Genomic DNA, 26,399 nt, shown 5'->3' on the forward strand with positions numbered 1-26,399 from the left:
TCTGGCCCGCTACAGATCGAAGAACTGCCGCGTTCGGTTTATCCGGAGGTCGCGCAGGATACCGGCCTTTGGATTGATGGTGATACTGAATTGACGGTAGCTCCCGAATGGCACTAAGTTGATGCTCATCTGCCAGCAGTGCAGGTCACGGGAGATGGTAAGATTGGTATATGAGATCTGTTTTAACCGGAAATCAAACCCGCTGGAAACAATGATCTTCCACTTGGGCGTAAGGCTGAAATCCCCGTTAAAACCAAGGAACTGCTGGAATATGGTTGTATCCCGCAAACGGTCTAACGTTCTGCTGCGGGTATAGTTCAAACTGTAAGAAAGGTCCAGGCGCCAGGGAATATCAAAATCCACATAATCTCCCGGGTTAGCCCGCATCATTTCCATTTGCCGCCGTTTTTCTTCCAGTGCAGCATCCAGCGGTACATCCCCGTTCTCTTCTTCCTCTTTCTTTTTTGCCTCCTTTTCCTTGCTCTTTTTATCCTGGCTCTGGAAAGAGGTGCTGATAGCGATATTCGCATTCGTTAAACGGCCAAGGCTGAAGTTGCCCCCTTTCCAGGTATATTTGTCGATACGCGTACCGAGGCTATCCAGCTGGTAAGGATCTAAAGTACCACCAAAGGAAATGTTTATTTTATCAAACAGGTTAGTACGGGCATTCAGGGAGAAAGGGCTCAGGTTGAAAGAATCCGCCACCAGGTTATAGCTGCTGCTGATCCCAAAACCATCCAGTAATTTGATCTTACGCACGCCGGAAGTATCCTTCTTGGATTTCACCTTCATTTCCAGGTTGTTATCCAACCCAAAGGTCAAACCCGCAAAGGTCTCTGACGGAGAGGGGCCAAAGGGTGCGCCATCATAATAAGAGAACCGCTGGAACCTGTTCAGTTTACCGTATGGAGTTGCAGGCACCGTGTAATAATCCTTACTGGCCAGGTCCGGAGAGTAACTGATCCCAATATTCGGGCGCATTACATGACGCACGGCCTGTACAGCGGAATTCTTATTCTTGAAACTATACATACCATAAATGGCGGTAGCCAGTGAAGCACCGGTAGACATGGCGCTGCTCCTGAAGAAACCATTTTCGTAGATAGTATCGTAACGTTCCTTTACCTGGTTATATCTCAACTGCAACTTGCGGATGTACCACTTCTCCGTATAGTTAATACTGGGAGAAAGCGTAAGGTTCTTAGTCACGGGGATAGACAGGGTAACAGGGATCTGGTGCTGTATACCGGCCTGCAGGTTGTCAAACATCGCAGGGCGGCCAAAAGCAGTATCAATAAAGCTCATATTGTTCCGGAGCAATGCATTGTAGCTGATCCCTATCTTCTCATACCAGCGTGGGGTGCCTGTCATTTCTTTTGCCTGGAAAGGATATATCGTGTTTACGTTGAAAGACCCATCCGGAAAGTTAATGTTCACCTGGCGGGTGAGGTTATTCTGACTGTGGTTCAGTGCCAGCGTAAGGTTATACGGTTTTCCCTGCCAGCTTTTGGAATAGTTGATGGAAGAGCTCATGTTGTTATTGAGCCGCGTAGCTGCATCCGTTACATTGAACTGGTTGTAACTGGTGGTACCAAAATTCACGCTGGCGCCAAAATTGGTCCCGGGCCTTGCCTTACCGTCCATACTATGGCTCCAGGTTACCCTGAAGTCGCGCGAGCGGGTGAATTCCGATTTTATTTCCGGGTCGCCACTGCGCGTATTGGCAAAGGCGAGGTTAAATCCTCCGTTATATTTATACCGCTTCCGGTAGGTAGGGCTTAAAGTAAGCCCCCAGCTTCCGTAGGAATATACATCTCCCCGTACGGTAAGGTCCAGGTACTCCCCCAGCCCGAAATAATATCCTCCGTTCTCCAGGCCAATACCCTTCTGCTGGTTCACCACGTATTGCGGTGGCAGCAAACCGGTACGCTGCCCGTTACTGAGCGGGAAAATGGCAAATGGTATGAATAAAGGTGTGGGAATACCTTCAATTTCAAGGTTCGCAGGGCCGGATACGATCAGTTTATCAGGTATTACCTTGATCTTACGTGCCCTGAAAGCAAAGTGCGGCGTATCCAGGTTACAGGTGGTATAGCCGTTCCGGAAACCGAAAACAGTATTGTCCGGCTGTTTCTTTACTTTGACGCTGCTTACAAATCCTTCCCCGTATTGTGCGCGGGTCTGGAAGATCATGGCCTTGCCGGAATTGAAATTGTACTGCACGGAGTCCATATCTGAACTGGTGGTACCGTCGTTCAATACCGCTTTGTCGATTGGCTTCCCGGCTGTATCCACTCCCATCCGGGAAGTAAGGATACCTGTCTGCTGGTTAAAGTCCATCGTATTACCCGTGAGCTGAGTGGCGCCATATTTAACGTCCGCTTTATTATAAAGGCGGAATTCCTTCTTTTTCACAAACATCACAATGGAGTCCTGCGCCTTATAAAATACAGGAGCGGTAAGACTATCCTTGGAGAGTTTAACGTTAGGTATAGTATCTGTCTTTACAGATACACTGTCCATTGTGAGGCTATCTACCGCTTTCCCCGGTGAAATACTATCAATTCCTCGTTTTATCACGGGACGAATAGTATCTTTCGGTTTGCGGGAGGTATCCGTCCATTCCGATCTGGCAGGAAATTTCACGGCATGCGGCAAAGGAACCGTGTCTGTGAAAATTTTGTTAAAGTAGTGAGCTGGAAGTGCCGATGCGCGGGCATATGCGTCTATAAATAAAGGCGAGGCCAATATTAATAGAAGAATCAAAGGCAGGAATACCCGCCTTAAAATGTTTTTATAATTATTTTTGCAGAGAGGGTCCATGTGTTAAGCGGGCACAAACCTACATGATTTTATACAAATTATTAAATACTGTGCTAAGTGCCTGAAAAGGGATAATGCGGAAGAGAGGCGGATAAGCGTGTTTCATATGAGTATTAAATTATTGTGTACGTTGAACAGGAACCTTTGCCAAATTGAATACAACCCATTAAAATAAAATGTTGACATGCGCTGGAAAAGAGTTTTATTTTCAGGACTAGGCATAGGCCTTATCTATACCTTGTTCATTCATGCAAAAACTACACCGGATTCCCCCGTACAGGATAAGCCTATCCGTACGATAGTGATCGATGCCGGCCATGGAGGAAGTGATCCCGGTGCCAGAGGAAGATATTCACACGAAAAAGATGTTGCCCTGGACGTTGCGCTGAAATTGGGAAAGATACTGGAAGAAGCCCTGCCTGATGTAAAAATAGTTTATACGCGTAAAACAGACCGTTTTGATGATGTACACCGTAAAGCCGCTATAGCCAACGAAGCACAGGGAGACCTGTTCATTTCCATTCACTGTAATGCCGCCGCGGACCTTTCCAGGGTAGTAGGTTATAAAACACAAACTTACAGGAACAAAAAGAAAAAGAAGGTGACCAGGCAAGTGGCCATCTATGAAAAATATCCTAACCCTGCCAAGGGTACGGAAACGTATGTATGGGCTACCAGTAAGAATAATGCTAAAACAGAATCCCTGCGGAACAACTCCGTGATCGTGTTTGATGCCAATTCCGAAGAAACTAAAGAACTGATGGCCAATTCAGATCCTGAAACCCTGATCATGCTCAATACCCTCCGCAACGTGTATTTCGATCAAAGCCTGCGCCTCAGTACGCTGGTGGAAGATGAATTCACCCGTGTAGGCCGTATCAGCAGAGGGGCACGCCAGCGGAACGATAAAGGCATCCTGGTGCTTCATGCTACCGCTATGCCCAGCGTATTGGTGGAACTGGGCTTTATCAGCAACCCGGAAGAAGAGAATTACCTCAATTCCGCAGATGGCCAGTCTGAAATGGCTAATTGCATAGCCCGCGCCGTGAAAAGATATAAGGATGAACTGGAAAGGATATACAAAGCCGCCGAAAGCGGTCGTAAAGCTGCGCCTGTAGAAACACCGGCCCCGGTTCAGCAGGCCCCGGTTCAAAATATAGCCACCTCCGTTAGTGTAAAAACAGAAGCCCCTCCTGCCCCGGCTGCAGATCCTTCTGTACATTATAAGGTACAACTGATGACTTCAGAGAAGATCTATGCCCGGGGAGCTACCCTCTTCCAGAAACTGGATGGTACCATAGAAAGAGAAGACCTCAAACAAGGAAAGAAAAAAGTACATAAATATATATGGGGCAGCTTCCGTACAGAAGCAGAAGCACATGCTGCTGTATATAAAGCCAAAAAACAAGGTTTTGCCGATGCTTTTGTTGTAACTTACAAGAACGGCGAACGGGTAGACCTGTAGCCGTATTTGGCCCGCCTTTTGCATTATTTCTGTTTTCCTACGAAGCCACACCGTTGTTTTTATCTATTTTTGCACGAACTATACTATATCTCGATGCTTAAAATGTCCAATGAAACGAAAGTAGGCATTCTGGCCGCCGCCGGCATTGTGTTACTGGTACTGGGTTTTAACCTCCTGAAAGGACGGAGCTTGTTTTCGAATAAAAAGATCATTTACGCTGTATATACACAGGTAAACGGTTTGCAACCTTCCAACGCCGTGATGGTCAATGGCCTCACTGTGGGGAATGTGCAAAGCCTGGAAGTAATGGACCAACGTGCAGGAAGGATCCTGGTAACGCTGCAGATCAGCAAAAAGATCGAGATCCCTAAAAATTCTGTGGCCCGTATCAGCTCAGACCTCTTAGGTACCCGTAAAGTGGAGATAGATTTTGGTAACACCAACGAATACCTTAAAAATAAGGATACCATTTACGCTGATGTGGCAGGCTCTATTACAGATGCATTGAAAGAACAAATAAGCCCATTGGTGAAGAAACTGGAAGTAACACTTGGCGCAGTGGATACCCTCCTTCTTACGGTAAACTCACTGTTCGATACTACTACCAAACATAATATCCGTGGTACTATATCCGGTTTGAACAATACCATGTCCAATCTTTCGGTTGCCTCCCGTTCCCTTACAGGTATGCTCCAGGAAGATGGTAAGATCGGCAGCACCTTCGGCAACTTTGAATCGATCTCTGCCAACCTGAAGAATAACAACGACAAGATCTCCAATATCCTGACCAACTTTGATAAAGCATCCGGCACACTGGCTAACGGCACGCTGGACACTGCTATGAATCAATTGCGTTTCACCGTTACCCGTCTCAACGATATGGTAACCAAACTGGATAGCAAAGATGGTTCCCTTGGCCTGCTGATCCATGACAAAAAAGTGTATAACAATCTCCAGGCATCTACCAGCAGCCTCAATAAACTGCTGGAAGACCTCCGGTATAATCCCTGGAGATATGTACACCTGAGCGTATTTGGCAGAAAGAACAAAGTGGTGCCCATCCCCTCCGATACGGCGAAATACCTACAATAACAGACATGTTAAAAGCTTTACGATACGGCCTTATTTTGCTGGCAGGGATTGGTATGACCTCACTGATCACAGCAAATAACAGCCTTCGCCCTCTTACGCCGGTTCAGGAAGATACTGCAAAAAAGATCCGCATTATCCATGCAGATAATATGTCTTTCATCACAAAAGATTCTGTGGATGAAAGGCGTTTCCGTGGCAGTGTAGTGTTCCAGCAAGGCACCAGCCTGCTGTATTGCGACAGTGCCACGTTAAACCAGGCAAAGAACATGATCGAGGCATGGGGGCATGTGCATATTAACCAGGACGATAGTATCCACACCTATTCCGATAACCTTATCTATATGGGAAATACCCGTATAGCTACCCTCGTTGGCAATGCCAAGCTCACAGATAACAAAATAGTGCTCACCAGCCCTGAGCTGCAATATGATATGAATACCAAGATCGGTACTTATACCAAAACAGGTAAACTGGTGAATGAAAAATCTGTGCTGACCAGCCAGGAAGGTTTCTATTATGCAGATACAAAAGACGTGTATTTTAAGAAGGACGTGGTGATCGTAGACCCCGGCTTTACTTTAGGGACTGATACCCTCTTATATAATACGACTACTAAAATAGCCACCATCCTCGCTCCTACCACCATCAACGATGGCAAGATGACGATGTATGTAACAGATGGCTATTACAACACGGATGTGGGATATGGCAGCTTCACCAAACGCCCGATCATTGAAGACAGCACAAATACCTTCACGGCTAACGAAATACAAACAGATAAGGCTTCCGGTATTTCCATCGCAACCGGCAACATGATCTGGCGGGACACTGCGCAGAAAGTATCCCTGCTGGCCAACTATGGCATTGTGAACCAGTTCACTAAAATGGTACTGGCTACACGTAAACCGGTGATGCTGCTGGAAGGTAAAACAGATACTTTGTTTGTTGCATCGGATACCCTCTTCTCAGGGATCATTCCAAGAGATTCTCTTTTAGTAGATTCCACTGCCACTACGGATAAAAAAGATACCACAGAAAAAAGGTTCATGATCGCCTATAATCATGTGAAGATCTATTCTGACTCGCTGCAGGGTGTGGCAGACAGCGTATACTATTCCGGCGTGGATTCTATCTTCCGGCTCTATAAAGATCCCGTGCTCTGGGCCAATGGCAACCAGCTCACCGGCGACACCATCTTCCTCTTCACCAAAAACCAGAAGGCAGATAAGCTGTTGCTGGATCAGAATGCTTTGATCGTGAATGAAGTAGGCCCCGGTATGTATAACCAGGTGAAAGGAAATACCGTACTGGGTTTCTTTGGAGATGAAAAACTGGATTCCATGTATGTGAACGGGAATGCAGAGAACATCTATTATGTGCAGGATGATGACAGTGCCTTTATCAGTATCAACCGGCTGTTGTCTGCCGCTACGCATATCTATTTCACCAATGGAGAGCTGGACCGGATCGTGTTCCTGAAAGAAGCAGAAGCCACCATGTACCCTTTCACCCAGATGCCGGAAGAACAAAAGCAGCTGCCGGGATTTAAATGGGTGATCAACCGCAAACCGAAATCGAAGTACGAACTGATAGGCCAATAGTTTTTCACAAAATATTTATGCATGAGTACAGGGAGCTTTAAGAACAGGTTTATATCGCCCATTTTTCAATTCCTGCAGGACAGTCGCGCTGTAGGCATTGTATTGATTGGATGTACTATCCTCTCCCTGATCATCGCCAACTCTCCCTGGCAGGATGCTTATACCGGTTTCTTTAACACCCTCTTTGATCCTGCAGGCGGGCATCACTACAATTACAAAGGTTTACACCTGCCCAATTCATGGCTGCTATGGATCAACGACGGCTTCATGGCCCTGTTCTTCTTCCTGGTAGGTATGGAGATCAAACGGGAATTAACCACAGGAGAACTGGCTTCCGTAAAGAAATCCCTGCTGCCCATACTTGCAGCTCTTGGCGGTATGTTAATGCCGGCCCTTATCTATACGTTATTTAATGGGAACTCACCATATGCGCACGGCTGGGGAATTCCCATGGCAACAGATATTGCTTTTTCGCTTGGTATACTTTCCCTGTTAGGTAAACGCGTGCCACTCAGCCTGAAAATATTCTTAACAGCACTCGCCATTATAGACGACCTGGGCGCTATCCTGGCTATCGCTATCTTTTATACGGATGCGTTGCATATGCTGTACCTCTACATCGGCGCAGGCGTATTTGCGTTGCTGCTGCTCATGAACTATTTAAAAGTACAGCGTATTATCCTGTATGTGATACCGGGCCTGGTGCTTTGGTATTGTGTCTTTAATTCCGGTATCCATGCTACTATCGCAGGTGTTCTGCTGGCTTTCTGCATTCCGTTGAATAAGATCCACAGCCTTGAACATACCCTTCATGATCCGGTGAACTTTTTGATCATGCCCATCTTTGCGCTGGCCAATACAGCCATAGAATTCCCACCGGACCTCCTGCATGCATTTACCCATTCCGTAAGTTTTGGGATCATTGCAGGGCTGGTACTGGGTAAACCTTTGGGCATTTTCTTCTTCTGCCTGATAGCTGTAAGATTGAAATTAGCCAGCCTTCCCGCCAATACAAACTGGAAACAGTTATGGGGGGTAGGTATGATCGCAGGCGTCGGTTTTACGATGAGTATATTTATAGCCACTTTAGCCTTCAAACCTGTTGATATACAGGTGATCTCTGTGATGTCCGTGATACTGGCATCGCTGCTGTCCGGCCTGGCCGGTTTCATTTTTTTGAGGGCTATCAAATAAATTTCCTGAATAGCCGTTTCCCTACTGAAATTCCTTTGGCATTGTTATTGCAAATACTTAACAGCATGAAATATCGCATCATTGCTGCCTTTGTTGTATTGTGCTTTGCACAGGGCGTAAAAGCCCAACAGGCAGCCGGACAAATTGAAGCAGGTGTAAGGTTGGGGTTGCCATTAGGTGCAACCGGAAGATATTTTCTAACCGACCGTTCCGCAGTAGAAGGCATCTTTGGATTGTATAATACAAGAGCATCACTAACTGCGCTGTATCAATATCACTGGGACCTCTCTGCATTGACAATTGATGGTTTTGGCTGGTATGCAGGCGGTGGCGCACATATCGGCGGAAGGGAGATCAGCGGGAATAAAACCTTCTATGCAGGCGTGGATGGATTAGTGGGATTGAATTATTCATTCTCTAACATTCCGTTGAACCTGAGCCTGGACTGGAAACCGGCGCTTCATTTCAACACTCCTTCCGAACTGGCAGACTTTGGTGTTTCTGCCCGTTATATTTTCGGAAGGAATAAAAAGTAGTTTAAAACAAAGACAACTATATGAAAAGGATCCTGTTACTCTTCGGAGTACTTTCTTTGATGGCCTTCCAGGCAAATGCACAACGCCGTACAAGTGGCGGTGGCTCTCCTGGAGATTACCAAACCGCTATTGGTGTAAGGGTTAACCCATGGACCATCGGTTTTACCGCAAAGCATTTTATTAAAGGACCACACGCAATTGAAGGAATTGTAAGCCATTATTTTGGAAGTGGAGATCGTGATGTAACGAATGTAACTTTTACAGGTTTGTATGAATACACCTGGAATGTATTCGGTAAGTCTGAATGGAACATGTATGCCGGCGGTGGTGCACACGTTGGTGTATGGAGAGACCGTTATTATGATAACGGCAACAAACGTTACCACTCAGAAGCCGTTGTAGGCCTTGACGGTATCTTTGGCGTGGAATATACTTTTAAGAATATTCCATTGAACCTCAGTGGCGATATCAAACCATTCGTAAACTTCAACGGTGGTCATGATTTCTTCGGAGAACAGCTGCTGGGTGTTTCTGCCCGCTACACGTTCAGATAATTTCTTTTTAAAACAAAGCAAAAAGCCCCCCGGTGTTCCGGGGGGCTTTTTGTATATTTATTATCGATATGAAAGTCCTTTCTGCACAACAGATCCGCGAAGCGGATGCTTACACCATCACACATGAACCCATCAGCAGCGTATTACTGATGGAGCGTGCCGCTGCGGAATGTGCCGGCTGGATGGTCCATACTTTCGGAGAGGCACCCCCGCCCTTTTATGTGTTCTGCGGCATGGGCAATAACGGCGGAGACGGATTAGTGATCGCAAGATTACTAAGGGACCAGGGCTATAACGTACATGCCTATATGGTACATCATTCAGCAACCGCCTCTCCGGATAACCTGGCCAATCAACCTTATGTACAGGACGTACAGTCCATCTATTCCCCCGCTGATTTTCCTTTGATGGAAGCAACCGGCGTAGTGGTAGATGCCATCTTCGGCACCGGGCTCTCCCGCCCTGTTGAAGGATGGGTAGCTTCCATCCTTCACAAGATCAATGATGGCTACGGCAGGCATACCATCGTATCCATAGATATGCCGTCCGGCCTTATGGCAGACAGTGTTACCGGCCATGCAGCCTGTGTTCATGCCAATTATACACTCAGCTTTCAGTTCTATAAGCTTGCCTTCCTGCTGCCGGAAAATGCTGCCCGTGTAGGCGAGACCGTGATCCTCCCTATCGGCTTGCATCCGGACTTTATCAACAACGTGGAAACAAAGTATCATGTGGTTGATCCCCGGATCGTTAAAACCATTTACCAGCCCCGCGATCCTTTTGCCCATAAAGGCACGTACGGTCATGCACTACTGGTAGCCGGCAGTTATGGTAAGATGGGAGCGGCAGTTCTGGCCGCCAGGGCCTGCCTCCGTGCTGGTGCAGGATTATTGACGGTACATGTCCCGCAGCGTGGTTATGAGATCTTACAAACGGCTGTGCCGGAAGCGATGTGTGAAACGGAGGACCAGCCCACTGCTTTCAGTGCCCATTTCCACGAACCATTCAAACATCACCAGGCGCCCGGATATGCTACTATTGGTGTGGGACCCGGGTTGGGAACAGCAGCTGCTACCGCCAGGGCTTTGGAAAAGCTCATGGAACTCTATCATAAACCCATGGTGCTGGATGCTGATGCCCTGAATATGATCAGTGAATATCCCTTCCTCCTGCAAAAACTCCCGAAAGATTCGATCCTTACCCCGCATCCTAAAGAGTTTGAAAGATTATTTGGCCCTAAAGAAGATCAGTTTGAAAGACTGGAACTCCTTTCCGCCAAAGCGGTGGAATTACAGGTCTACATCCTGCTCAAAGGCAGGTTTAGCGCCATGGCCTGTCCGGATGGCGCTGTTTATTTCAATCCCACCGGCAATCCCGGTATGGCCACTGCCGGCAGCGGGGATGTACTAACAGGTATTTTAACCGGTCTTTTATCACAGGGATACACCCCTAAAGCCGCTCTCCTCCTGGGCGCCTGGCTGCATGGCCTGGCCGGGGACCTGGCAGCGGACGATATTTCCGAAGAATCCCTTATTGCAGAGGATATCATCAATTATCTCGGACAGGCTTACCTCGAACTCCGCAAGTAAGCTTTAAACACCTATCTATATTATTAATCAACATAATATATGGAAGCACTAGTAAAATAAATCCCAATACATTATCTTCGTCAACCTTGTAATTTTTAAAAGGCTTATAAAGTATGAGTATAGTTTACATTATTCCACTATTCGGACTGTTAGCACTGTTATTCACGGCAGTACAAAGTGCCTGGGTCTCACGCCAGGATGCAGGCAATGAAAAAATGACGGAGATAGCCAAACATATTGCAGAAGGTGCGATGGCGTTTCTGAAAGCTGAGTACAAGATCCTCACCTATTTTGTGATCATTGCTGCCCTGTTATTAGGTTATATGGGATATTCCCACCACAATTCAGACTGGACGATTGCCCTTGCATTTATTATAGGCGCCATCTTTTCTGCCACTGCCGGTTTCATCGGCATGAAAATAGCCACCAAAGCGAATGTACGTACAGCGCAAGCTGCCCGTACCAGCCTTGCCCGTGCATTGAAAGTTTCCTTTACCGGAGGCTCTGTAATGGGAATGGGTGTTGCCGGCCTGGCTGTTTTAGGACTGGGTGGATTGTTCATTGCACTGAAAGCATATTTCGGTGCTGAAGCAGGTACTGCTGAAATGATCAAAACTATTGAAGTACTCACCGGTTTCTCCCTCGGCGCGGAGAGCATTGCGCTCTTTGCACGTGTGGGTGGCGGTATCTATACTAAAGCTGCGGACGTAGGAGCTGATCTCGTTGGTAAAGTGGAAGCCGGCATCCCTGAGGATGATCCACGCAACCCTGCTACCATTGCAGATAACGTTGGAGACAACGTAGGAGACGTAGCCGGTATGGGTGCAGACCTTTTCGGTTCATATGTAGCCACTGTACTCGCAACCATGGTACTGGGTGTTGAAACAACTTCCCTGGACAACTTCGGCGGCCTCGCTCCTGTTATCCTGCCCATGTTCATTGCCGGTATTGGTATTGTGCTTTCCATCATCGGTACTTTCTTTGTAAGGATAGGCGAAAACGCAGGTTTAAGCACCGGCGCTGTTCAACGTGCCCTGAATATGGGTAACTGGGGTTCCATTGTACTCACTGCTATTGTATGCTACTTTGCGGTGAACTGGATCCTTCCTGAAACCATGACCCTCCGTTCCCATGAATTCACCCGTACAGGTGTATATGGCGCTATCCTGGTTGGTCTTGTAGTGGGCACCCTTATGAGTATCATCACTGAATATTACACCGCCATGGGCAAACGCCCGGTGAATTCCATTATCCGTCAGTCTTCCACCGGCCATGCCACTAACATCATCGGTGGTCTGGCAGTAGGTATGGAATCTACCTTCCTCCCTATCCTGGTGCTGGCAGGCGGTATCTATGGTTCATTTGCACTTGCCGGTCTGTATGGTGTTGCTATCGCCGCAGCAGGTATGATGGCCACTACTGCTATGCAATTGGCTATTGACGCCTTTGGCCCTATCGCCGATAACGCAGGTGGTATCGCAGAAATGAGCGAATTACCCAAAGAAGTTCGTGAGAAAACAGATATCCTCGATGCTGTAGGGAACACCACCGCCGCTACAGGCAAAGGTTTCGCTATCGCCTCCGCTGCATTGACAGCCCTTGCGCTGTTTGCAGCTTATGTAGGTGTGGTGGAAGCAAATGGATACAAACTATACAATGCTATCAATATCTATAAAGCAGATGTACTGGCTGGTCTTTTCGTAGGCGCCATGATCCCCTTCATCTTCTCTTCCCTCGCTATCCGCGCGGTAGGTGAAGCTGCTATGAGCATGGTGGAAGAAGTTCGCCGCCAGTTCAGGACCATCCCCGGTATCATGGAAGGAACCGGCAAACCGGAGTACGACAAATGTGTGGCCATCTCTACGGAAGCCTCTATCAAAAAGATGCTGTTACCCGGTGCCATCACTATCCTGTCTCCCATCCTGATCGGTTTCATCTTTGGACCTGAGGTGCTGGGTGGTTTCCTTGCCGGTGCTACTGTTAGCGGTGTATTGATGGGTATGTTCCAGAACAACGCCGGCGGCGCCTGGGATAATGCCAAGAAATCTTTCGAAAAAGGTGTTGAGATCAATGGTGAGATCTATTACAAGAAATCAGAACCACATAAAGCTTCTGTTACCGGTGATACCGTAGGTGATCCTTTCAAAGATACTTCCGGCCCGTCTATGAACATCCTGATCAAACTGATGTCCATCGTTTCACTTGTAATTGCACCAACCTTGGCTGAAATACATGGTAAGTACCAGACAACTACGGCTAAGGTGGAACAGGAAGCCAAAAAACCTGTTGCAATAGAGAAAACAACAGCTATGTTACCTAAGTAATTTATGGCAATCTTATTATATGGTCCCGGTAATAAATCATTACCGGGATTTTTTTTGGTAGTATCATCCCCGCCTCCTATCTTTGTACTGTAATTTTAAATATTACAGAATTGATCCGCAGTAAATTCTCAACATCCGTACACATTCTCACACTGCTGGCCAGTGCGCCGGACGAATGGTTATCGTCCGACTATATCGCCAGTTCGCTGAACAGTAACCCTGCGCTGGTGCGCAAGGAACTGAGTGTACTCAGGGAAGCGGGCCTGATAGAGAGCAAGGAAGGGAAAAACGGTGGCAGCAGACTGGGAAAGGCTACAAAAGACATCCGTATGTCAGACATCTTCCTGCTGGTGAAGAATGGTCACGTTTTTGGCTACTCTCCTAATGAGCCTAATCCTCAATGTGCGGTGGGTGCGCGCATCAACGGCGCGCTGGATGAATTGTTCGGGGAAATTGACAACAGTATCTACGAAAAGCTTTATTCCATCACCCTGGCTGAATTCACTAAAAAGTACTTCTGATTTTTTTACCTTAAACTGTAATAATTTTCATAACAATTTATACATAACTGTAACAAAATTCATAACAATTAATCCTTTCAACAATGTCAAATCAGGTATTAGTTCTCGGTGCAACCGGTTTTGCAGGAAAACAGGTTGTAGATGCCCTCACAGCTGAAGGTATAAAAGTAAAAGCCGCTACCCGTTTCCCGGAAAAGTTTGTGGCCTCTGCCCCCAATGTATCTCCTGTAAAAGTGGTACTGGAAGATCCCGCCACCTTTGCTCCTGCCCTCGCCGGCGTTGACAAGGTTTTCCTTGCAGCGGTGCCGCTGGATGCAGATGCACATCTGAAGCTGAACCCTTTCATCGATGAAGCAAAGAAGGCAGGCATACAAAAAATTGTTTTCCTGTCCGCTATCGGCATGGAAAACCTGCCGGACAGCCCTTTGCGTAAGATTGAGATACACCTTCAAAACGCTGGTATCACGTATAATATCGTGCGCCCTAACTTTTTCATGGAAAACTTTTCGGATGGTTCATTCAGCGGTTCTGTTAAAGCTACGGCACAGATCATTATCCCTGCGGAAGATGCCAGACTGAGCATGATCGCCACTTCGGATATCGCAGCAGTGTCCGCAAAGCTCCTGCTGGACGATACTTTAAAAGGACAGGAACTGACCCTTACCGGCCCGGCTTCCCTGAATGCATACGATACTGCTGAGATCATCAGCAAAACAAGCGGTAAAAAGGTGACGTATGTTCCGGTAACAGCAGATGAAATGACGGAGGCGGTAAAAGCGCATGGCCTGTCTGACAGTGAGGCTCAGTATATTGCTTTATTGTTCCAGGGTGTGAGAGCGGGTTACATGGAAGCAGTAACCACAGCGGTTAAGGATATCACTGGTAAAGAACCGATCAGTTTTGAGACTTTTGCAAAAGCGAACGTAAGCAGTTTCCAATAATATATTGTCAGTGATATGCTGCAGCATATCACTACATACCTTTTTTTACCTCGCTGGGGCTTTGGCCGAACTTCTTCCGGAAAGCATTACTGAAGTGCTGAAGCGAAGAGTAACCCAGTTCATCCGCAATGTCCGTAAAAGAAAACGTTCCCTCGCGCATCATCTGTTTTGCCTGGTCCAGGCGGTAATCGCTCAGGTATCCGAATACGGTATTGTCAAACACTTTCTTAAACCCGCTTTTCAGCTTAAACTCATTGATCCCGGCTTTACGTGCCAGGTCTGTGAGGGATAAGGGATCTTGCGCATGCGCCAGCAGAAGATCGCGTGCATGATAGATCCTTTCTTCATCTGTACGGGATATTTTCTGTACCTCAGGGCTCTTGCGGCCTTCTATCTCTATCTGCTCACATTGCAGGGCTAACAGTTCTATTGATTTGGATTGCAGGAAAAGTTTCTTTAATCCACCGGTGAAATGGCAATTCCTGACCTCATCTATCACTTGCAGCATCCGGGGGGTAATAAGGTATCCTTTGGAATAGTACACCGGTTTACGGTTCTCTACCCTTTCTGCCATCCTATCCAGTATAGGGCCGTTATTCGCTGCGATCTGCACAAATTTATCACTCATAAAGCTCAGGCCAAATATCTTCATTTCCGGCTGAGGCTCTATCTGCAGCGATTCTTCCATTTCAGGATTGTAAAAGATATTATGCTGATGGCTGGACGTTCTGATGTTTTTAGCGATCCCGCTTATGTTCGCCGTTACCTCTCCTTTGAGCATAAAATGCATCCCTATCCGCTGCAGAAAGTCCTTGCCTTCTATATGTAAGCGCTGGTATACGCCCATGCTCCCAAAACCCAGCATAATGCCATCAAAATGCATTTCATTAAACTGTGCTTTGCCGAAGCCAAATTCCAGCTTATGCACAGATTCTGCAAACACAGGCGAATTGTAAGTAGCTGCTTCAAAGCTCTCATCGCTATGATACAGTACGCCCTGGGAATCGTCTTTGATGGTAACTGGCATATAAAATAATCCGTTAGGTATAAATAATAATCCGTTTCGTGCAACCTTTAAAAACCGGTGGATGCGAATTTTGCCTAAAATTATTCAAATTAAAAGACATGATCGGCATCTTCAAAACAAACATCAGCACCCTGCAGGATAAGAACAGGGTCGTTTCTGCAATCGCCGGACATTTCAGCACCACCGACTGTACACTGGACCTGGAGGACTGCGATAAGGTCCTGCGGGTAATAAGCCAACAACTGGAAGAACAGCATGTTATCTCGTTTGTCCACAAGCTGGGATACCAATGCGCTGTACTGGACTGATTTCCTACTATTAAATTGCAGCCTTTTCTACTGATAATCTATGATTTTCATCAGTTAGCCCCCTATTTCACCCCCTTTAATGTGATTTATTTCTTACCTATAGGGGTATACTCTACTTTGCACGTCATATTCTCGGAAAAGCGCATATACGCTCAAAATCCAATAAAACGATAAAAAACCTGGAAACCAATATGAAAACAACAGCAAACACGCTAACGCTCATTTGTTTGTTACTGCTGACAACATTTAGCTTAAAGGCACAACAGCAAAGGTATACGGTTAGCGGATATGTTAAAGACGAACATTCCGGTGAATCATTAATAGGTATCTCTATTGGTAAACCCGGCACCTCAATAGGTACGGTAACCAATGAGTACGGATTCTACTCCCTCACCCTCCCTGCCGGCACTCACGAGATCCAATACTCCTACATGGGTTATAAACCTATTAAGATGACCATCGATCTCAGGAGTAATAAACGCCAGGATATTAAGCTGGCACAGGCAGACCGCCAGTTGAACGAGGTGGTGATCACCAGCAAGCAACAGGAAAAGAATATCAATACCCTCAGCACCAGCATGAACAAACTGGAGATCGCTGAAATGAAAAAGCTGCCAACGTTCATGGGTGAAGTGGACGTATTACGTGCTATCCAGACCCTCCCCGGTATCAATACCGTGGGTGAAGGCGCTGCTGCCTTCAACGTACGGGGTGGTGCAGGAGATGAGAACCTGATCCTGATGGACGAAGCACCCGTTTATAACTCCACACACATGTTGGGCTTCTTCTCCGTATTCAATCCGGATGCTGTGAAGAACATCAATATGATCAAAGGCGGTTTCCCGGCCGAATACGGTGGCAGAACAGCTTCTGTGCTGGATATCAGGATGAAGGACGGAAATAACCAGAAACTGGGGCTTACCGGCGGTATCGGCAATATCTTCAGCCGCCTTGCAGTTGAAGGCCCCATTCAGAAAGATAAATCCTCTTTCATCATTGCAGGCAGAAGGTCCTACATGGATGTGATAATGAAACCCTTCCTCAAAGGAGATATGAAGGATACCAAGCTGTATTTTTATGACCTCACCGCAAAAGTGAACTTCAATCTCAATAAGAACAACAGTTTATTTGTGAGTGGTTATTTCGGAAGGGATGTGTTTGGTTTCGGCAACCAGGTGAATATGAACTGGGGCAACGCTACTACTTCCATCCGCTGGAACCACATCTTCAATAACCGCCTGTTCATGAACCTCACCACTTATTACACCAAGTACGATTACAGTCTGGAATTCAAAAGCAAAGAAACAGACGTGAACAAGCAAAGTTACAAGTGGACCTCCAACATCATCAACTACGGTGTTAAACCAGCATTCACTTATTACCTGAACTCCAACAACACCTTGCACTTTGGTGTACAATCCATACTCTATACCTTCAAACCGGGTAAAGGTACCGGCAGCGATGGCGAAGATGTGAATGAGATCGTGCTGAAAGACAAGAATGCGCTGGAAGGTGCAGTGTACCTGGATCATGAGTTGAAAGCAGGCAAGTTTGGTGTACAATATGGCGTACGTGTATCAGGCTTCCAGTTCCGCGGAAAAGGTACTGCTTACTATTATGCAGATACAACTGCCGGTATCCGCAAACGCCTGGATCATACACAGGAATTTGGTGCAGGCAAAACAATTGCAGATTACTACAACCTGGAACCACGCATCTCTGCCAAGTATAAACTGAATAATACTACAGCCATAAAAGCTGCTTACAGCCGCAGCGCACAATACATGCACCAGCTGAGCAACACCGCATCCCCTACCCCGGTAGACATCTGGACGCCGGTGACCAATAACGTAAAACCACAGCTGACAGATCAGGTAACAGCAGGTTATTTTTACAATGCTCCCGGAGACAAGTTTGAACTTTCTGCTGAAGTGTTCTATAAAACCATGCAGGACCAGCTGGATTATATCGACAACTCTGACCTTGACCTGAATGAATTCATTGAAGCAGACCTGCTGGCGTCCAAAGGCCGTGCTTATGGTTTGGAACTCTATGTTAAAAAGGATGTAGGTAATACCACAGGCTGGGTAAGTTATACCCTCTCCCGTTCTGAACGTAAAACACCCGGCATCAGCCAGAATGAATGGTTCATTAACCGTTACGACCGTACGCACAACGTGAACGTGGTGGTATCGCATGAATTCACCAAAAGGATCAGCATGGGTGCTAACTGGGTATTTGCATCCGGTACGCCTGCAACGTTTGCAGATGCACGGCTGGAATTCCAGGACTGGGATATTCCTTACAACACAACAGAAAAACGTAACAACTACCGCCTGAAACCATTTCACAGGCTGGACCTCTCCGTTACCTGGAAAGGCAAACAATTAAAACGCTGGAAAGGAGAATGGGTATTCTCCCTGTATAACGTATATGCCCGCAGGAATGCTTATACCGTGTACTTCAGGCAGAACGAGGATGATCCCAGCAAGAAAGAAGCTGTTCGTCTTTCCATCATCGGTTCTATCATCCCCGGCATTACCTACAACTTCAAGTTTTAATCATTCGCAAAGCATTGAATTATATGAAAAGGATCATAAACATATTCGCCATACTAGTTACAGCAGCAGGTTTCACTTCGTGTGAAGATGTGATAGACCTCGATATCCCCAAGGGAAAAACCTTTGCTGTGGTAGATGCATGGATCACCAATGAAGCAGGCAAACAGAGCATCCGTATCACGGAAACTGTTCCCTACACATCTACAGGTACAGCACCGGTTGTCAGCGATGCCGTAGTAGTATTAACAGACCTCACAGACAATAAGACCTACCCCTTCACTTTCGCTAACGGTGTGTACAGCCACGATCCGGGCCTGGATAAAAGCATTGGTGTATTGAACCATGCTTACAAGCTCAGGATAGAGTTGAAGTCCCAGGTGTTTGAAGCCATCGATACCATCAAAAGGGTGCCGGAGATTGATTCCATCTCTTACGAGTTCAAAACAGAAGAAAATTCGGCCAGCAATAAAGAAGGTTATTATGCCCGTTTTCACGGCAGGGACCTGGCGGGAGCCTCTGATTATTACTGGGTAAGGAGTTACCGTAATACTAAGGACAACCGTGTAGGAGATGCATTCGCAGTAGACGGTTCTTACCAGGAATATGTGTCGGACAGTGCGGTATTCATCGTTCCCATCAGTGAAAGCATTACCAACTGGGATAAGCCATTTCAGCTGAATGAAACGGTTATTGTGCGCCTGGCCTCCCTTACCAAGAGTAGCCATACCTTTCTCACCCATGTGGAATCACAGCTGCAGAACGGTGGCCTGTTTGCAAAGATCCTGGAGAACGTAAAAAGCAACCTGAAGAACACCAATGCATCCAGCGATGTGAAAGTGCTCGGTTGGTTCGGTACCTCTGCAGTTAAGTTCAAGGAAAAAACTATTCGTTAATCATTTCATTCCATTTTATGAAAACAGCGAAACTAGGTTTAGTACTCATTACCATGCTGCTGGCTCAGTTCAGCTATGCACAGGATAGTAAGATCGAATCACTGGCCGGAGGAGGGAAAGGAAAGATCAGGGTAGGCGGATTTGGTGCGCCAACCATTAAGTTCACCACTTTTGATGATCAATTAGGCATCCTGATGGGTGGATATGCAGGCGTAATGCTGAACAGCAAACTCATGCTTGGCGCAGGTGCCTATGCCCTGGTGAATAATATTGAAGCGGCGCGTACCAATGCATCAGATCCCACTTTATACTGGAACATGTGGTACACCGGGTTTGTACCTGAGTATACCATTAAGTCAAATAAGCTCTTCCACACTGCCGTGAGCGCCCTTATAGGTGGTGGCGGTGTGATGAAGAACGAACGTTACAAAGGTTTTGATGAAAGTGAAAACCTGGATTACAGCGGCTTTTTCGTTGCGGAACCACAAGTGAACTTTGAAATGAACATCACCTCCTACCTGCGTATTGCTATCGGCGGCTCTTACCGTTTTGTAAGCGGTTCCAGCACACAGGGTATTACAGATGACAAGCTGAGTGGCCCTGCTGCACACTTTTCCATCAAGGCAGGACGGTTTTAATTAATTATGGATTGTCAGTTACGAATGACGGATGAGCGGTTACAATTAGGCAAAAAATTGTTAACTTTTGGTAGAAAGAATATACATCATTCGTTTTCGTAACTGATAATCTGTAATTGATCCTCATGCCTGACCTGATCCATTATGCCATCCCCGGGTTTGTGTTACTGCTTACGGCAGAAGTGATCTTTTCCGCCTGGGACAAACGAGGGCTTTACGAAACAAAAGATGCTGCCAGCAGCATAGCCATGGGGCTGGGGAATGTTTTTATAGGCCTGCTCACCAAAGGAGTTATCTATCTGATCTACACACTCATTTACCAGTTCAGGATCTTTACACTCGATGCCAGCCTATGGTGGGTTTGGGTGTTATGTTTCTTTGCAGACGACCTCTCCTACTATTGGTTCCACAGGCTCAGCCATAATATCCGTTTCTTCTGGGCCTCTCATGTGGTACATCATTCTTCCCAAAAATATAATCTCTCTACCGCGCTCCGCCAAAACTGGACCGGCAACCTTACCGGCACCTTCGCCTTCTGGCTCTGGATGCCATTCCTGGGCTTTCACCCGGCGATGGTAATGACCATGCAGGCCATCAGCCTGATCTACCAGTTCTGGATCCATACGGAAGCCATTCATAAGCTCCCCCGGCCTTTTGAATTCATATTTAATACCCCCTCCCATCATAGGGTACACCATGCCTCGGACCTGAAGTACCTGGACAAGAACCACGCCGGGGTATTGATCATCTGGGACCGGATGTTTGGTACTTTCCAGCCAGAGGAAGAAAGGCCTGTATTTGGGCTCACCCGTAATATTAAAACCTATAACCCCTTAAGGATAGCTACCCACGAATGGGCTGAAATAGGCAAGGATCTTCGCAAAGCGCCCACCTGGCGGGATGCATGGCATTATTTATTTGCCCCTCCGGGCTGGAGCCACGATGGCAGCAGGAAAACTACCCGTCAGTTAAGGGCAGATGCCATTGCTTCCACTCCTCCTTCTTCTCCGCCATCCATATAAATATTTTAAGGGGTATTTTGTTATTACGAAAAGTATCGTACATTTGATTACGAAGATATTCGTACAAAACAAAAAGCGCACATGAACAAGCATATAAAACCGACGGAAAGTGAACTGGAGATCCTGGGTATCCTTTGGGAACGTGGGGCAAGCACAGTAAGGGAAGTGCATGAGATCCTGGAGCAAAGTAAAGAAGCTGGTTATACCACTACCCTCAAGCTGATGCAGATCATGCATGAAAAAGGGATCCTTAGCAGGGATGCAAGCGCCAAAACACATATCTATAAAGCGAGCATTTCCCGCGAAAGCACACAACAGCAATTATTGAATAAGATGATCGATACCGTGTATAATGGTTCCGCTACACAATTGGTGATGCAGGCGCTCGGCCACCATCGTTCTTCACAGGAAGAACTGGATCAGATACGTCAATACCTGAACGAAATGGAAAAAAAGCAGAAATAAAACTTTTGCCATGAACTCGTTGCTTCCTTTTACCACAGACATTATCCGTGCATTCGGCTGGACGCTCCTGCACTCCTTTTGGCAAGCATTTTTCGTATATGCCTGTCTGCGGATCGTATTACGGATATGGCCCATGGCCAGTGCCGCTATCAAGTATCATTTGTCCTTCCTTTCCCTGGCCGGGATTGCAGGATGGTTCCTGGTTACTTTCTACAACCAGTTAGATGCCATCCGGGAAGCTCAGAAGATACAGGAAATGGCAATGACCTGGGATACTGCCACCATTGCTGCAGCGATGGAGCAGTTGCCAAAGCAAAGCAGCGGGCTGCAAACGATGCTTCCGGGAATGGAATCGTATTTCCCTCTCCTGGTGGCTGTTTACATCGTAGGTGTTACCCTTATGACCATTAAGTTGTGCCTTGATCTGGCACAGCTGCGCCAGATGCGGCAGGAAGGCATTTCGGCAATGGGCAGAACCTGGGACGAACATCTGTTAAAACTGGCTGTGAACATGGGTGTTACCCGTAAGGTACAACTCTTCATTTCTCAGCATTTACAGGTTCCGGTCATGATCGGTTTCCTCAAACCTGTCATCCTGCTTCCGGCAGCCATGGTCAGTAATCTCAGCCCGGAACAGTTGGAGGCCATCCTTCTTCATGAACTGGCGCACATTAAACGCAATGATTACCTGTTGAATATCTTCCAGTCAATTGTAGAAACCATTCTGTTCTTTAATCCATTTGTTTGGTGGATCTCCAAAAATATCCGCCTGGAAAGAGAGCATTGTTGTGACGACCTGGTGATTGCCGGAACCGTGCAGCCACTGCATTACGCCAAAGCACTGGTGGCACTGGAAGAATATCGTTTAACAGCCAATCCCATGGCCATGGCAGCAGCGGATGATAAACATCATTTACTTCACCGCATCAAACGCATCATGGAAATGAAAACTAAAAACCTTAACTATAGCCAACGTGTACTTGCCCTGCTTATTATAGTGGTGGGCCTGGTATCCATTGCCTGGTTAAATCCGGGAAATAAGAACGAAAAGAAAGAAAAGAAACAATCCACTTTTGTAGGTGTAACAGCAACAGACACTATTCCTCTCCCTCCGCCAGCACCAGCTCCGTCACCTGCTGCAAAACCATTACCTGCACCAGCTCCGGCAGCACCTTTACCAGTTCCAACACCTCCGGGAGCACCTGTACCAGAGATAGCGCCTTTAGCTTCTCCAGCACCATTACCAGCTGTAGCACCATTAGCGCCAATGGCACCGATGTCGCCGCCGGCACCTATTTCCTCCGTTACTTTTAATGCTGCGCCCTTACCTCCTCTTCCCCCTGCGGCACCTGACTATTATACAGCTTACAGTTCATTCTTTGCAGACGGAGATACCACTACTCCCCGTTCCAGGAAGATCATCGTAAAAGGAGATGATGGCGTGGAAAAAGCGTATAACAGCATTACAGAAATGCCGGAAGCTGATCGCAAAAAGATGGAAGAAAACTATATCCGTATGCAGCAGCTGTATGCAGACATGCAGAAACAGCAGCAGCAGCAGCGGAACTACAACTATAACTACAGCTATAATTACGACAAGGCTTTCAAATTCAGCAAAGATGAGTTCAGAAAAGCCATGAAAGCTGCAGAAGAAGCCATTAAGAAAACAGACTGGAGCAAGATGGGGAAAGATATTGAGGCTAATATGAAGAAGATCGACTGGAACAAGATGAATAAGGAAATGGCTGAGAATATGAAGAAATGGAACGCAGACCATAAATTCAATGAGATCCAGTTCAATAAACTGCAAGACGAGATCAAACGCAACTTTAATAAAGCAGACTGGGAAAAGATCAACAAGCAAATGCAGGAAAGCCTGAAAAAGGTAGACTGGGATAAGATCAATAAACAAATGAAAGAGAGTATGGAGAAGTACTGGGCAGATTCATCCAGGCACTTCCAATACTTCCGTGACCGGGACGGCTCTTACAACTGGGATGAAGATCGTGCTAAAGTAATGGCCGAAGGCCAGATCAGCCGCAGAGAAGCCATGCGCGAAGCTGCAAGGGTGCGGGCAGATGTGGATAAGGTGATAGCTGAACAACGGGCGGAAGCTTCCCGCGTTCAGGCTGAAGCACGTGCTCAAAATTCCCGTGTTCAGGCAGAAGCGCGTGCTCAAAACGCCAGGATACAAGCGGAACAACGGACACATAATGAAAGGATAGTTGCGGAACAAACCGAGCGTAATAACAGGATCATGGCAGAACAACGTGCCAATAACGACAAGATCCGTGCAGAGCAAAATGAGCGTAACGACAAGATCCGTGCAGAGCAAAATGAGCGTAACAACAAGATCCGGGCTGAACAAGCCGCAAACGCAGAAATACGCAGGGCAGAAGCTGAGAAACGGGCCAAAGTAGCCCAGGACCGCAGGGATGCACTCAATGATATGCTGGAAGGCATGGAAAAGGATAACCTGCTGGACCGTAGTAAAGATTACGAAATTGAGAAGAAAGGAGATGATCTCTACATAAATGGCAAAAAACAGCCGGATGAAGTAAATAAGAAATATGAACAATATCTTAAAAACAAGAACGTTTCTATAAAGAAAAGTAAAGATAATTATCATATAAACACCCAGGATAACCGTTAAACAGCCCCGCTCTTTAACCTTCATGCTAACCAATTCGCCGCCATTCTATCAACATAAAGCTGCTACCTGTATGGGTAGCAGCTTTTTTTATTATATTTGCACCTCGTTTATTCACCATTAAAAACCCGTTTATGCCGTCTTTCGACATCGTGAGCAAAGTTGATCTGCAAACCCTGGATAACGCCATCAATACTGTAAAGAAGGAAATTACCACCCGTTATGATTTCAAGGGTTCACACGTTAGTATCGAACTGGACAAAAAAGAATTGATCCTTAAGCTGGAAGTGGAAAGTGATATGAAGCTGGAACAGGTGATTGAAGTGCTGATCAGCAGGACCATGCGCCAGGGCCTTGATGCTTCCATCTACGACCTGAGCAAAGACCCCTACCAGAGCGGTAAAGTATATAAAAAAGATATTGCCGTAAGGAACGGGATCAAACAGGAGGATGCCAAGAAGATCGTAAAGATGATCAAAGACGCCGGTTTGAAGGTACAGGCCGCCATTATGGATGATATTGTACGGGTTACAGGCAAGAAAATAGATGATTTACAGGAAGTTATACAAAAAGCAAAGGAGGCCAACCTGGGCATACCTTTGCAGTATGTAAATATGAAAAGCTAGAATTTTCTTGGCTATTTTAAATTTATCTGTTACCTTTGCGTTCTGATTTTAACTTTTTTTGATATGAAACAGGGAATCCATCCGGAAAATTATAGGTTCGTAGTGTTTAAAGATATGTCTAATGGATATAGCTTTTTGAGCCGTTCAACTACTTCTTCTCGTGAAACTGTGAAATGGGAAGATGGTAACGAATATCCGTTGATCAAGCTTGAGATCTCCAATACATCACACCCTTTCTACACTGGAAAGAATGTAATGCTGGATACTGCAGGTCGTATCGACAAATTCAACAAACGTTACAAGAAAGACGCTAAATAAGCGCTTTGTAAATAATTTAACGATCCCACCGGTTAATATCGGTGGGATTTCTTTATTTTAGCCAGTTATGAACCCGCATTACATCCTGTTTGATACGCCTGAGCGCGACCAGTTATTCCCCTTCACGCATACCCGTGCGGTAGCGGCCTGCAAAACAGGTTTGCTCACCATCCGGGAGAAATGGGAAAGATGGTTGCAGACCTCCCCCATCAGTTACATCACGATGGATTACCTCGAGGCAAAGTACCCATTGATCAAAGCCCCTAAAAATGCCGTGAATGTATTAGTGAACGGCCACCTCCTCCCCTCTGTTGCACTTTTAAAGACCATCCGTAAAATGACGGCAGGCCAGGAATTGTACAAAAATGGCCGGTTGCTCGTGAAAGTAGTGAGCGGGGACGATTTCTTCCTGCCTCCCAGCCAGAGCAGGATCGATTTTGAAGGAGAAGTAATGCGCATTGATCAACCCTGGCACATTACACAATACAACGACAGGGCTATCAGGGATGATTTTGAATTATTGACAAAGGGACGGACCTCCGCCCCCATCTCTTCTACCAACCAGGTGTTTAATGCTGAACAGGTATTTATAGAACCGGGGGCATCCGTGGAATGCAGTGTGCTTAATGCAATGAATGGCCCTATCTACATCGGGAAAGATGCCTTGATCATGGAAGGCTGCCTTATCCGCGGCCCTTTTGGTATCGGTGAAAACGCTGTGCTCAAAATGGGCACAAAGATCTATGGCGCCACCTCTATTGGCCACCGTTGCGTGGTAGGCGGTGAAGTGAAGAACACCGTATTCTTCGACAATTCCAACAAGGCCCATGATGGTTACATCGGAGATGCTGTGATCGGGGAATGGTGCAACCTGGGTGCACATACCTGCTGTTCCAATATGAAGAACAATGCCAGGGAGGTGCGGGTATGGATGGAAAGCAAGAACGAAGCCTGGTCTGCCGGAAATAAATGTGGGGTGCTTATGGGTGATTACAGCAGATGTGGTATCAATACCATGTTCAATACCGGAACAGTAGTGGGCGTATCCAGCAATGTGTTTGGAGGCAATTTCCCGCCCAAATTTGTGCCTTCTTTCAGTTGGGGAGGCTCAGATACGCAGGAGCGTTACCGGCTCAATGAAGCCCTCCGCGATGCAGATTCCTGGATGCAACTGAAGGGGCAGGAACTCAGCCCTGCCGATGTACAAATATTAACACATTTATTTCAAGGGTAATTGTGTATTTTTCGCGC

The 26,399-nt window shown here is 46.6% G+C and carries 22 protein-coding genes; 20 read left to right on the forward strand and 2 right to left on the reverse strand.

All coding sequences use genetic code 11. From position 1 onward, the window contains the following. Positions 1–9: 9 nt before the first annotated feature. Positions 10–2,646: a putative LPS assembly protein LptD gene (locus tag BUR42_RS11740; RefSeq protein ID WP_159442257.1), complete on the reverse strand. Its 2,637-nt coding sequence runs from the start codon at positions 2,644–2,646 to the stop codon at positions 10–12. Between the two features lie 361 nt (positions 2,647–3,007). Between BUR42_RS11740 and BUR42_RS11745 the strand changes: the two genes are divergently transcribed. The 10 genes from BUR42_RS11745 (at position 3,008) to BUR42_RS11790 (ending at position 14,640) form a co-directional block, all read left to right on the forward strand. Next, positions 3,008–4,288, forward strand: a complete 1,281-nt coding sequence (locus BUR42_RS11745) for an N-acetylmuramoyl-L-alanine amidase family protein (protein WP_074239401.1) — start codon at positions 3,008–3,010, stop codon at positions 4,286–4,288. A gap of 93 nt (positions 4,289–4,381) precedes the next feature. Next, entirely contained in the window at positions 4,382–5,380 is a 999-nt protein-coding gene (locus BUR42_RS11750) for an MlaD family protein (RefSeq protein WP_074239403.1), read from the forward strand. A 5-nt stretch (positions 5,381–5,385) separates the two neighbouring features. After that, positions 5,386–6,981: an OstA-like protein gene (locus BUR42_RS11755; RefSeq protein ID WP_084185528.1), complete on the forward strand. Its 1,596-nt coding sequence runs from the start codon at positions 5,386–5,388 to the stop codon at positions 6,979–6,981. 21 nt (positions 6,982–7,002) lie between these two features. Further along, positions 7,003–8,175, forward strand: coding sequence for a Na+/H+ antiporter NhaA (nhaA, locus tag BUR42_RS11760; protein WP_074239405.1), 1,173 nt, complete (start codon positions 7,003–7,005; stop codon positions 8,173–8,175). A gap of 65 nt (positions 8,176–8,240) precedes the next feature. Beyond that, positions 8,241–8,711: a hypothetical protein gene (locus BUR42_RS11765; protein WP_074239406.1), complete on the forward strand. Its 471-nt coding sequence runs from the start codon at positions 8,241–8,243 to the stop codon at positions 8,709–8,711. Between the two features lie 20 nt (positions 8,712–8,731). Next, positions 8,732–9,265, forward strand: coding sequence for a hypothetical protein (locus BUR42_RS11770; protein ID WP_074239407.1), 534 nt, complete (start codon positions 8,732–8,734; stop codon positions 9,263–9,265). 68 nt (positions 9,266–9,333) lie between these two features. Next, the gene (locus BUR42_RS11775) at positions 9,334–10,854 is read left to right on the forward strand and encodes a bifunctional ADP-dependent NAD(P)H-hydrate dehydratase/NAD(P)H-hydrate epimerase (RefSeq protein WP_074239409.1); all 1,521 of its coding nucleotides are present in this window, start codon (positions 9,334–9,336) and stop codon (positions 10,852–10,854) included. A gap of 113 nt (positions 10,855–10,967) precedes the next feature. Then, complete coding sequence (locus tag BUR42_RS11780) at positions 10,968–13,178, forward strand: sodium-translocating pyrophosphatase (protein WP_074239410.1); 2,211 nt, start codon at positions 10,968–10,970, stop codon at positions 13,176–13,178. 110 nt (positions 13,179–13,288) lie between these two features. Further along, positions 13,289–13,699 carry an Rrf2 family transcriptional regulator gene (locus tag BUR42_RS11785; RefSeq protein ID WP_074239411.1) on the forward strand — a complete coding sequence of 137 codons (411 nt, stop codon included), beginning with the start codon at positions 13,289–13,291 and terminating at the stop codon, positions 13,697–13,699. A gap of 83 nt (positions 13,700–13,782) precedes the next feature. Further along, positions 13,783–14,640, forward strand: a complete 858-nt coding sequence (locus BUR42_RS11790; RefSeq protein WP_074239414.1) for an NmrA family NAD(P)-binding protein — start codon at positions 13,783–13,785, stop codon at positions 14,638–14,640. Positions 14,641–14,671: 31 nt separating this feature from the next. Here BUR42_RS11790 and BUR42_RS11795 read toward each other — a convergent pair whose 3' ends face one another. Then, the gene (locus tag BUR42_RS11795) at positions 14,672–15,667 is read right to left on the reverse strand and encodes a helix-turn-helix transcriptional regulator (protein ID WP_074239415.1); all 996 of its coding nucleotides are present in this window, start codon (positions 15,665–15,667) and stop codon (positions 14,672–14,674) included. Positions 15,668–15,765: 98 nt separating this feature from the next. On the opposite strand from BUR42_RS11795, the gene BUR42_RS11800 reads away from it, so the two are divergent. From BUR42_RS11800 to BUR42_RS11845, 10 genes are all read left to right on the forward strand, one after another. Then, positions 15,766–15,975: a hypothetical protein gene (locus tag BUR42_RS11800; protein ID WP_074239416.1), complete on the forward strand. Its 210-nt coding sequence runs from the start codon at positions 15,766–15,768 to the stop codon at positions 15,973–15,975. 191 nt (positions 15,976–16,166) lie between these two features. Further along, entirely contained in the window at positions 16,167–18,536 is a 2,370-nt protein-coding gene (locus tag BUR42_RS11805; protein WP_074239418.1) for a TonB-dependent receptor, read from the forward strand. Between the two features lie 23 nt (positions 18,537–18,559). Then, positions 18,560–19,429 (forward strand): DUF4249 domain-containing protein, encoded by an 870-nt coding sequence (locus BUR42_RS11810; RefSeq protein ID WP_074239420.1) that lies wholly within the window; start codon positions 18,560–18,562, stop codon positions 19,427–19,429. A gap of 17 nt (positions 19,430–19,446) precedes the next feature. Further along, positions 19,447–20,067, forward strand: a complete 621-nt coding sequence (locus BUR42_RS11815; RefSeq protein WP_074239422.1) for a hypothetical protein — start codon at positions 19,447–19,449, stop codon at positions 20,065–20,067. Between the two features lie 125 nt (positions 20,068–20,192). Then, the gene (locus tag BUR42_RS11820; RefSeq protein ID WP_074239424.1) at positions 20,193–21,089 is read left to right on the forward strand and encodes a sterol desaturase family protein; all 897 of its coding nucleotides are present in this window, start codon (positions 20,193–20,195) and stop codon (positions 21,087–21,089) included. Between the two features lie 81 nt (positions 21,090–21,170). Further along, positions 21,171–21,554 carry a BlaI/MecI/CopY family transcriptional regulator gene (locus tag BUR42_RS11825; RefSeq protein WP_074239427.1) on the forward strand — a complete coding sequence of 128 codons (384 nt, stop codon included), beginning with the start codon at positions 21,171–21,173 and terminating at the stop codon, positions 21,552–21,554. Positions 21,555–21,564: 10 nt separating this feature from the next. Further along, positions 21,565–24,207, forward strand: a complete 2,643-nt coding sequence (locus tag BUR42_RS30080) for a M56 family metallopeptidase (RefSeq protein WP_074239429.1) — start codon at positions 21,565–21,567, stop codon at positions 24,205–24,207. Positions 24,208–24,338: 131 nt separating this feature from the next. Further along, complete coding sequence (locus tag BUR42_RS11835; protein ID WP_074239430.1) at positions 24,339–24,830, forward strand: YajQ family cyclic di-GMP-binding protein; 492 nt, start codon at positions 24,339–24,341, stop codon at positions 24,828–24,830. A gap of 63 nt (positions 24,831–24,893) precedes the next feature. Beyond that, positions 24,894–25,148: a type B 50S ribosomal protein L31 gene (locus BUR42_RS11840; protein ID WP_074239432.1), complete on the forward strand. Its 255-nt coding sequence runs from the start codon at positions 24,894–24,896 to the stop codon at positions 25,146–25,148. A gap of 67 nt (positions 25,149–25,215) precedes the next feature. Continuing rightward, positions 25,216–26,382 (forward strand): putative sugar nucleotidyl transferase, encoded by a 1,167-nt coding sequence (locus BUR42_RS11845; protein WP_074239433.1) that lies wholly within the window; start codon positions 25,216–25,218, stop codon positions 26,380–26,382. Positions 26,383–26,399: the final 17 nt, after the last annotated feature.

The organism is Chitinophaga niabensis, assembly GCF_900129465.1.
GTDB classification, from domain to species: domain Bacteria; phylum Bacteroidota; class Bacteroidia; order Chitinophagales; family Chitinophagaceae; genus Chitinophaga; species Chitinophaga niabensis.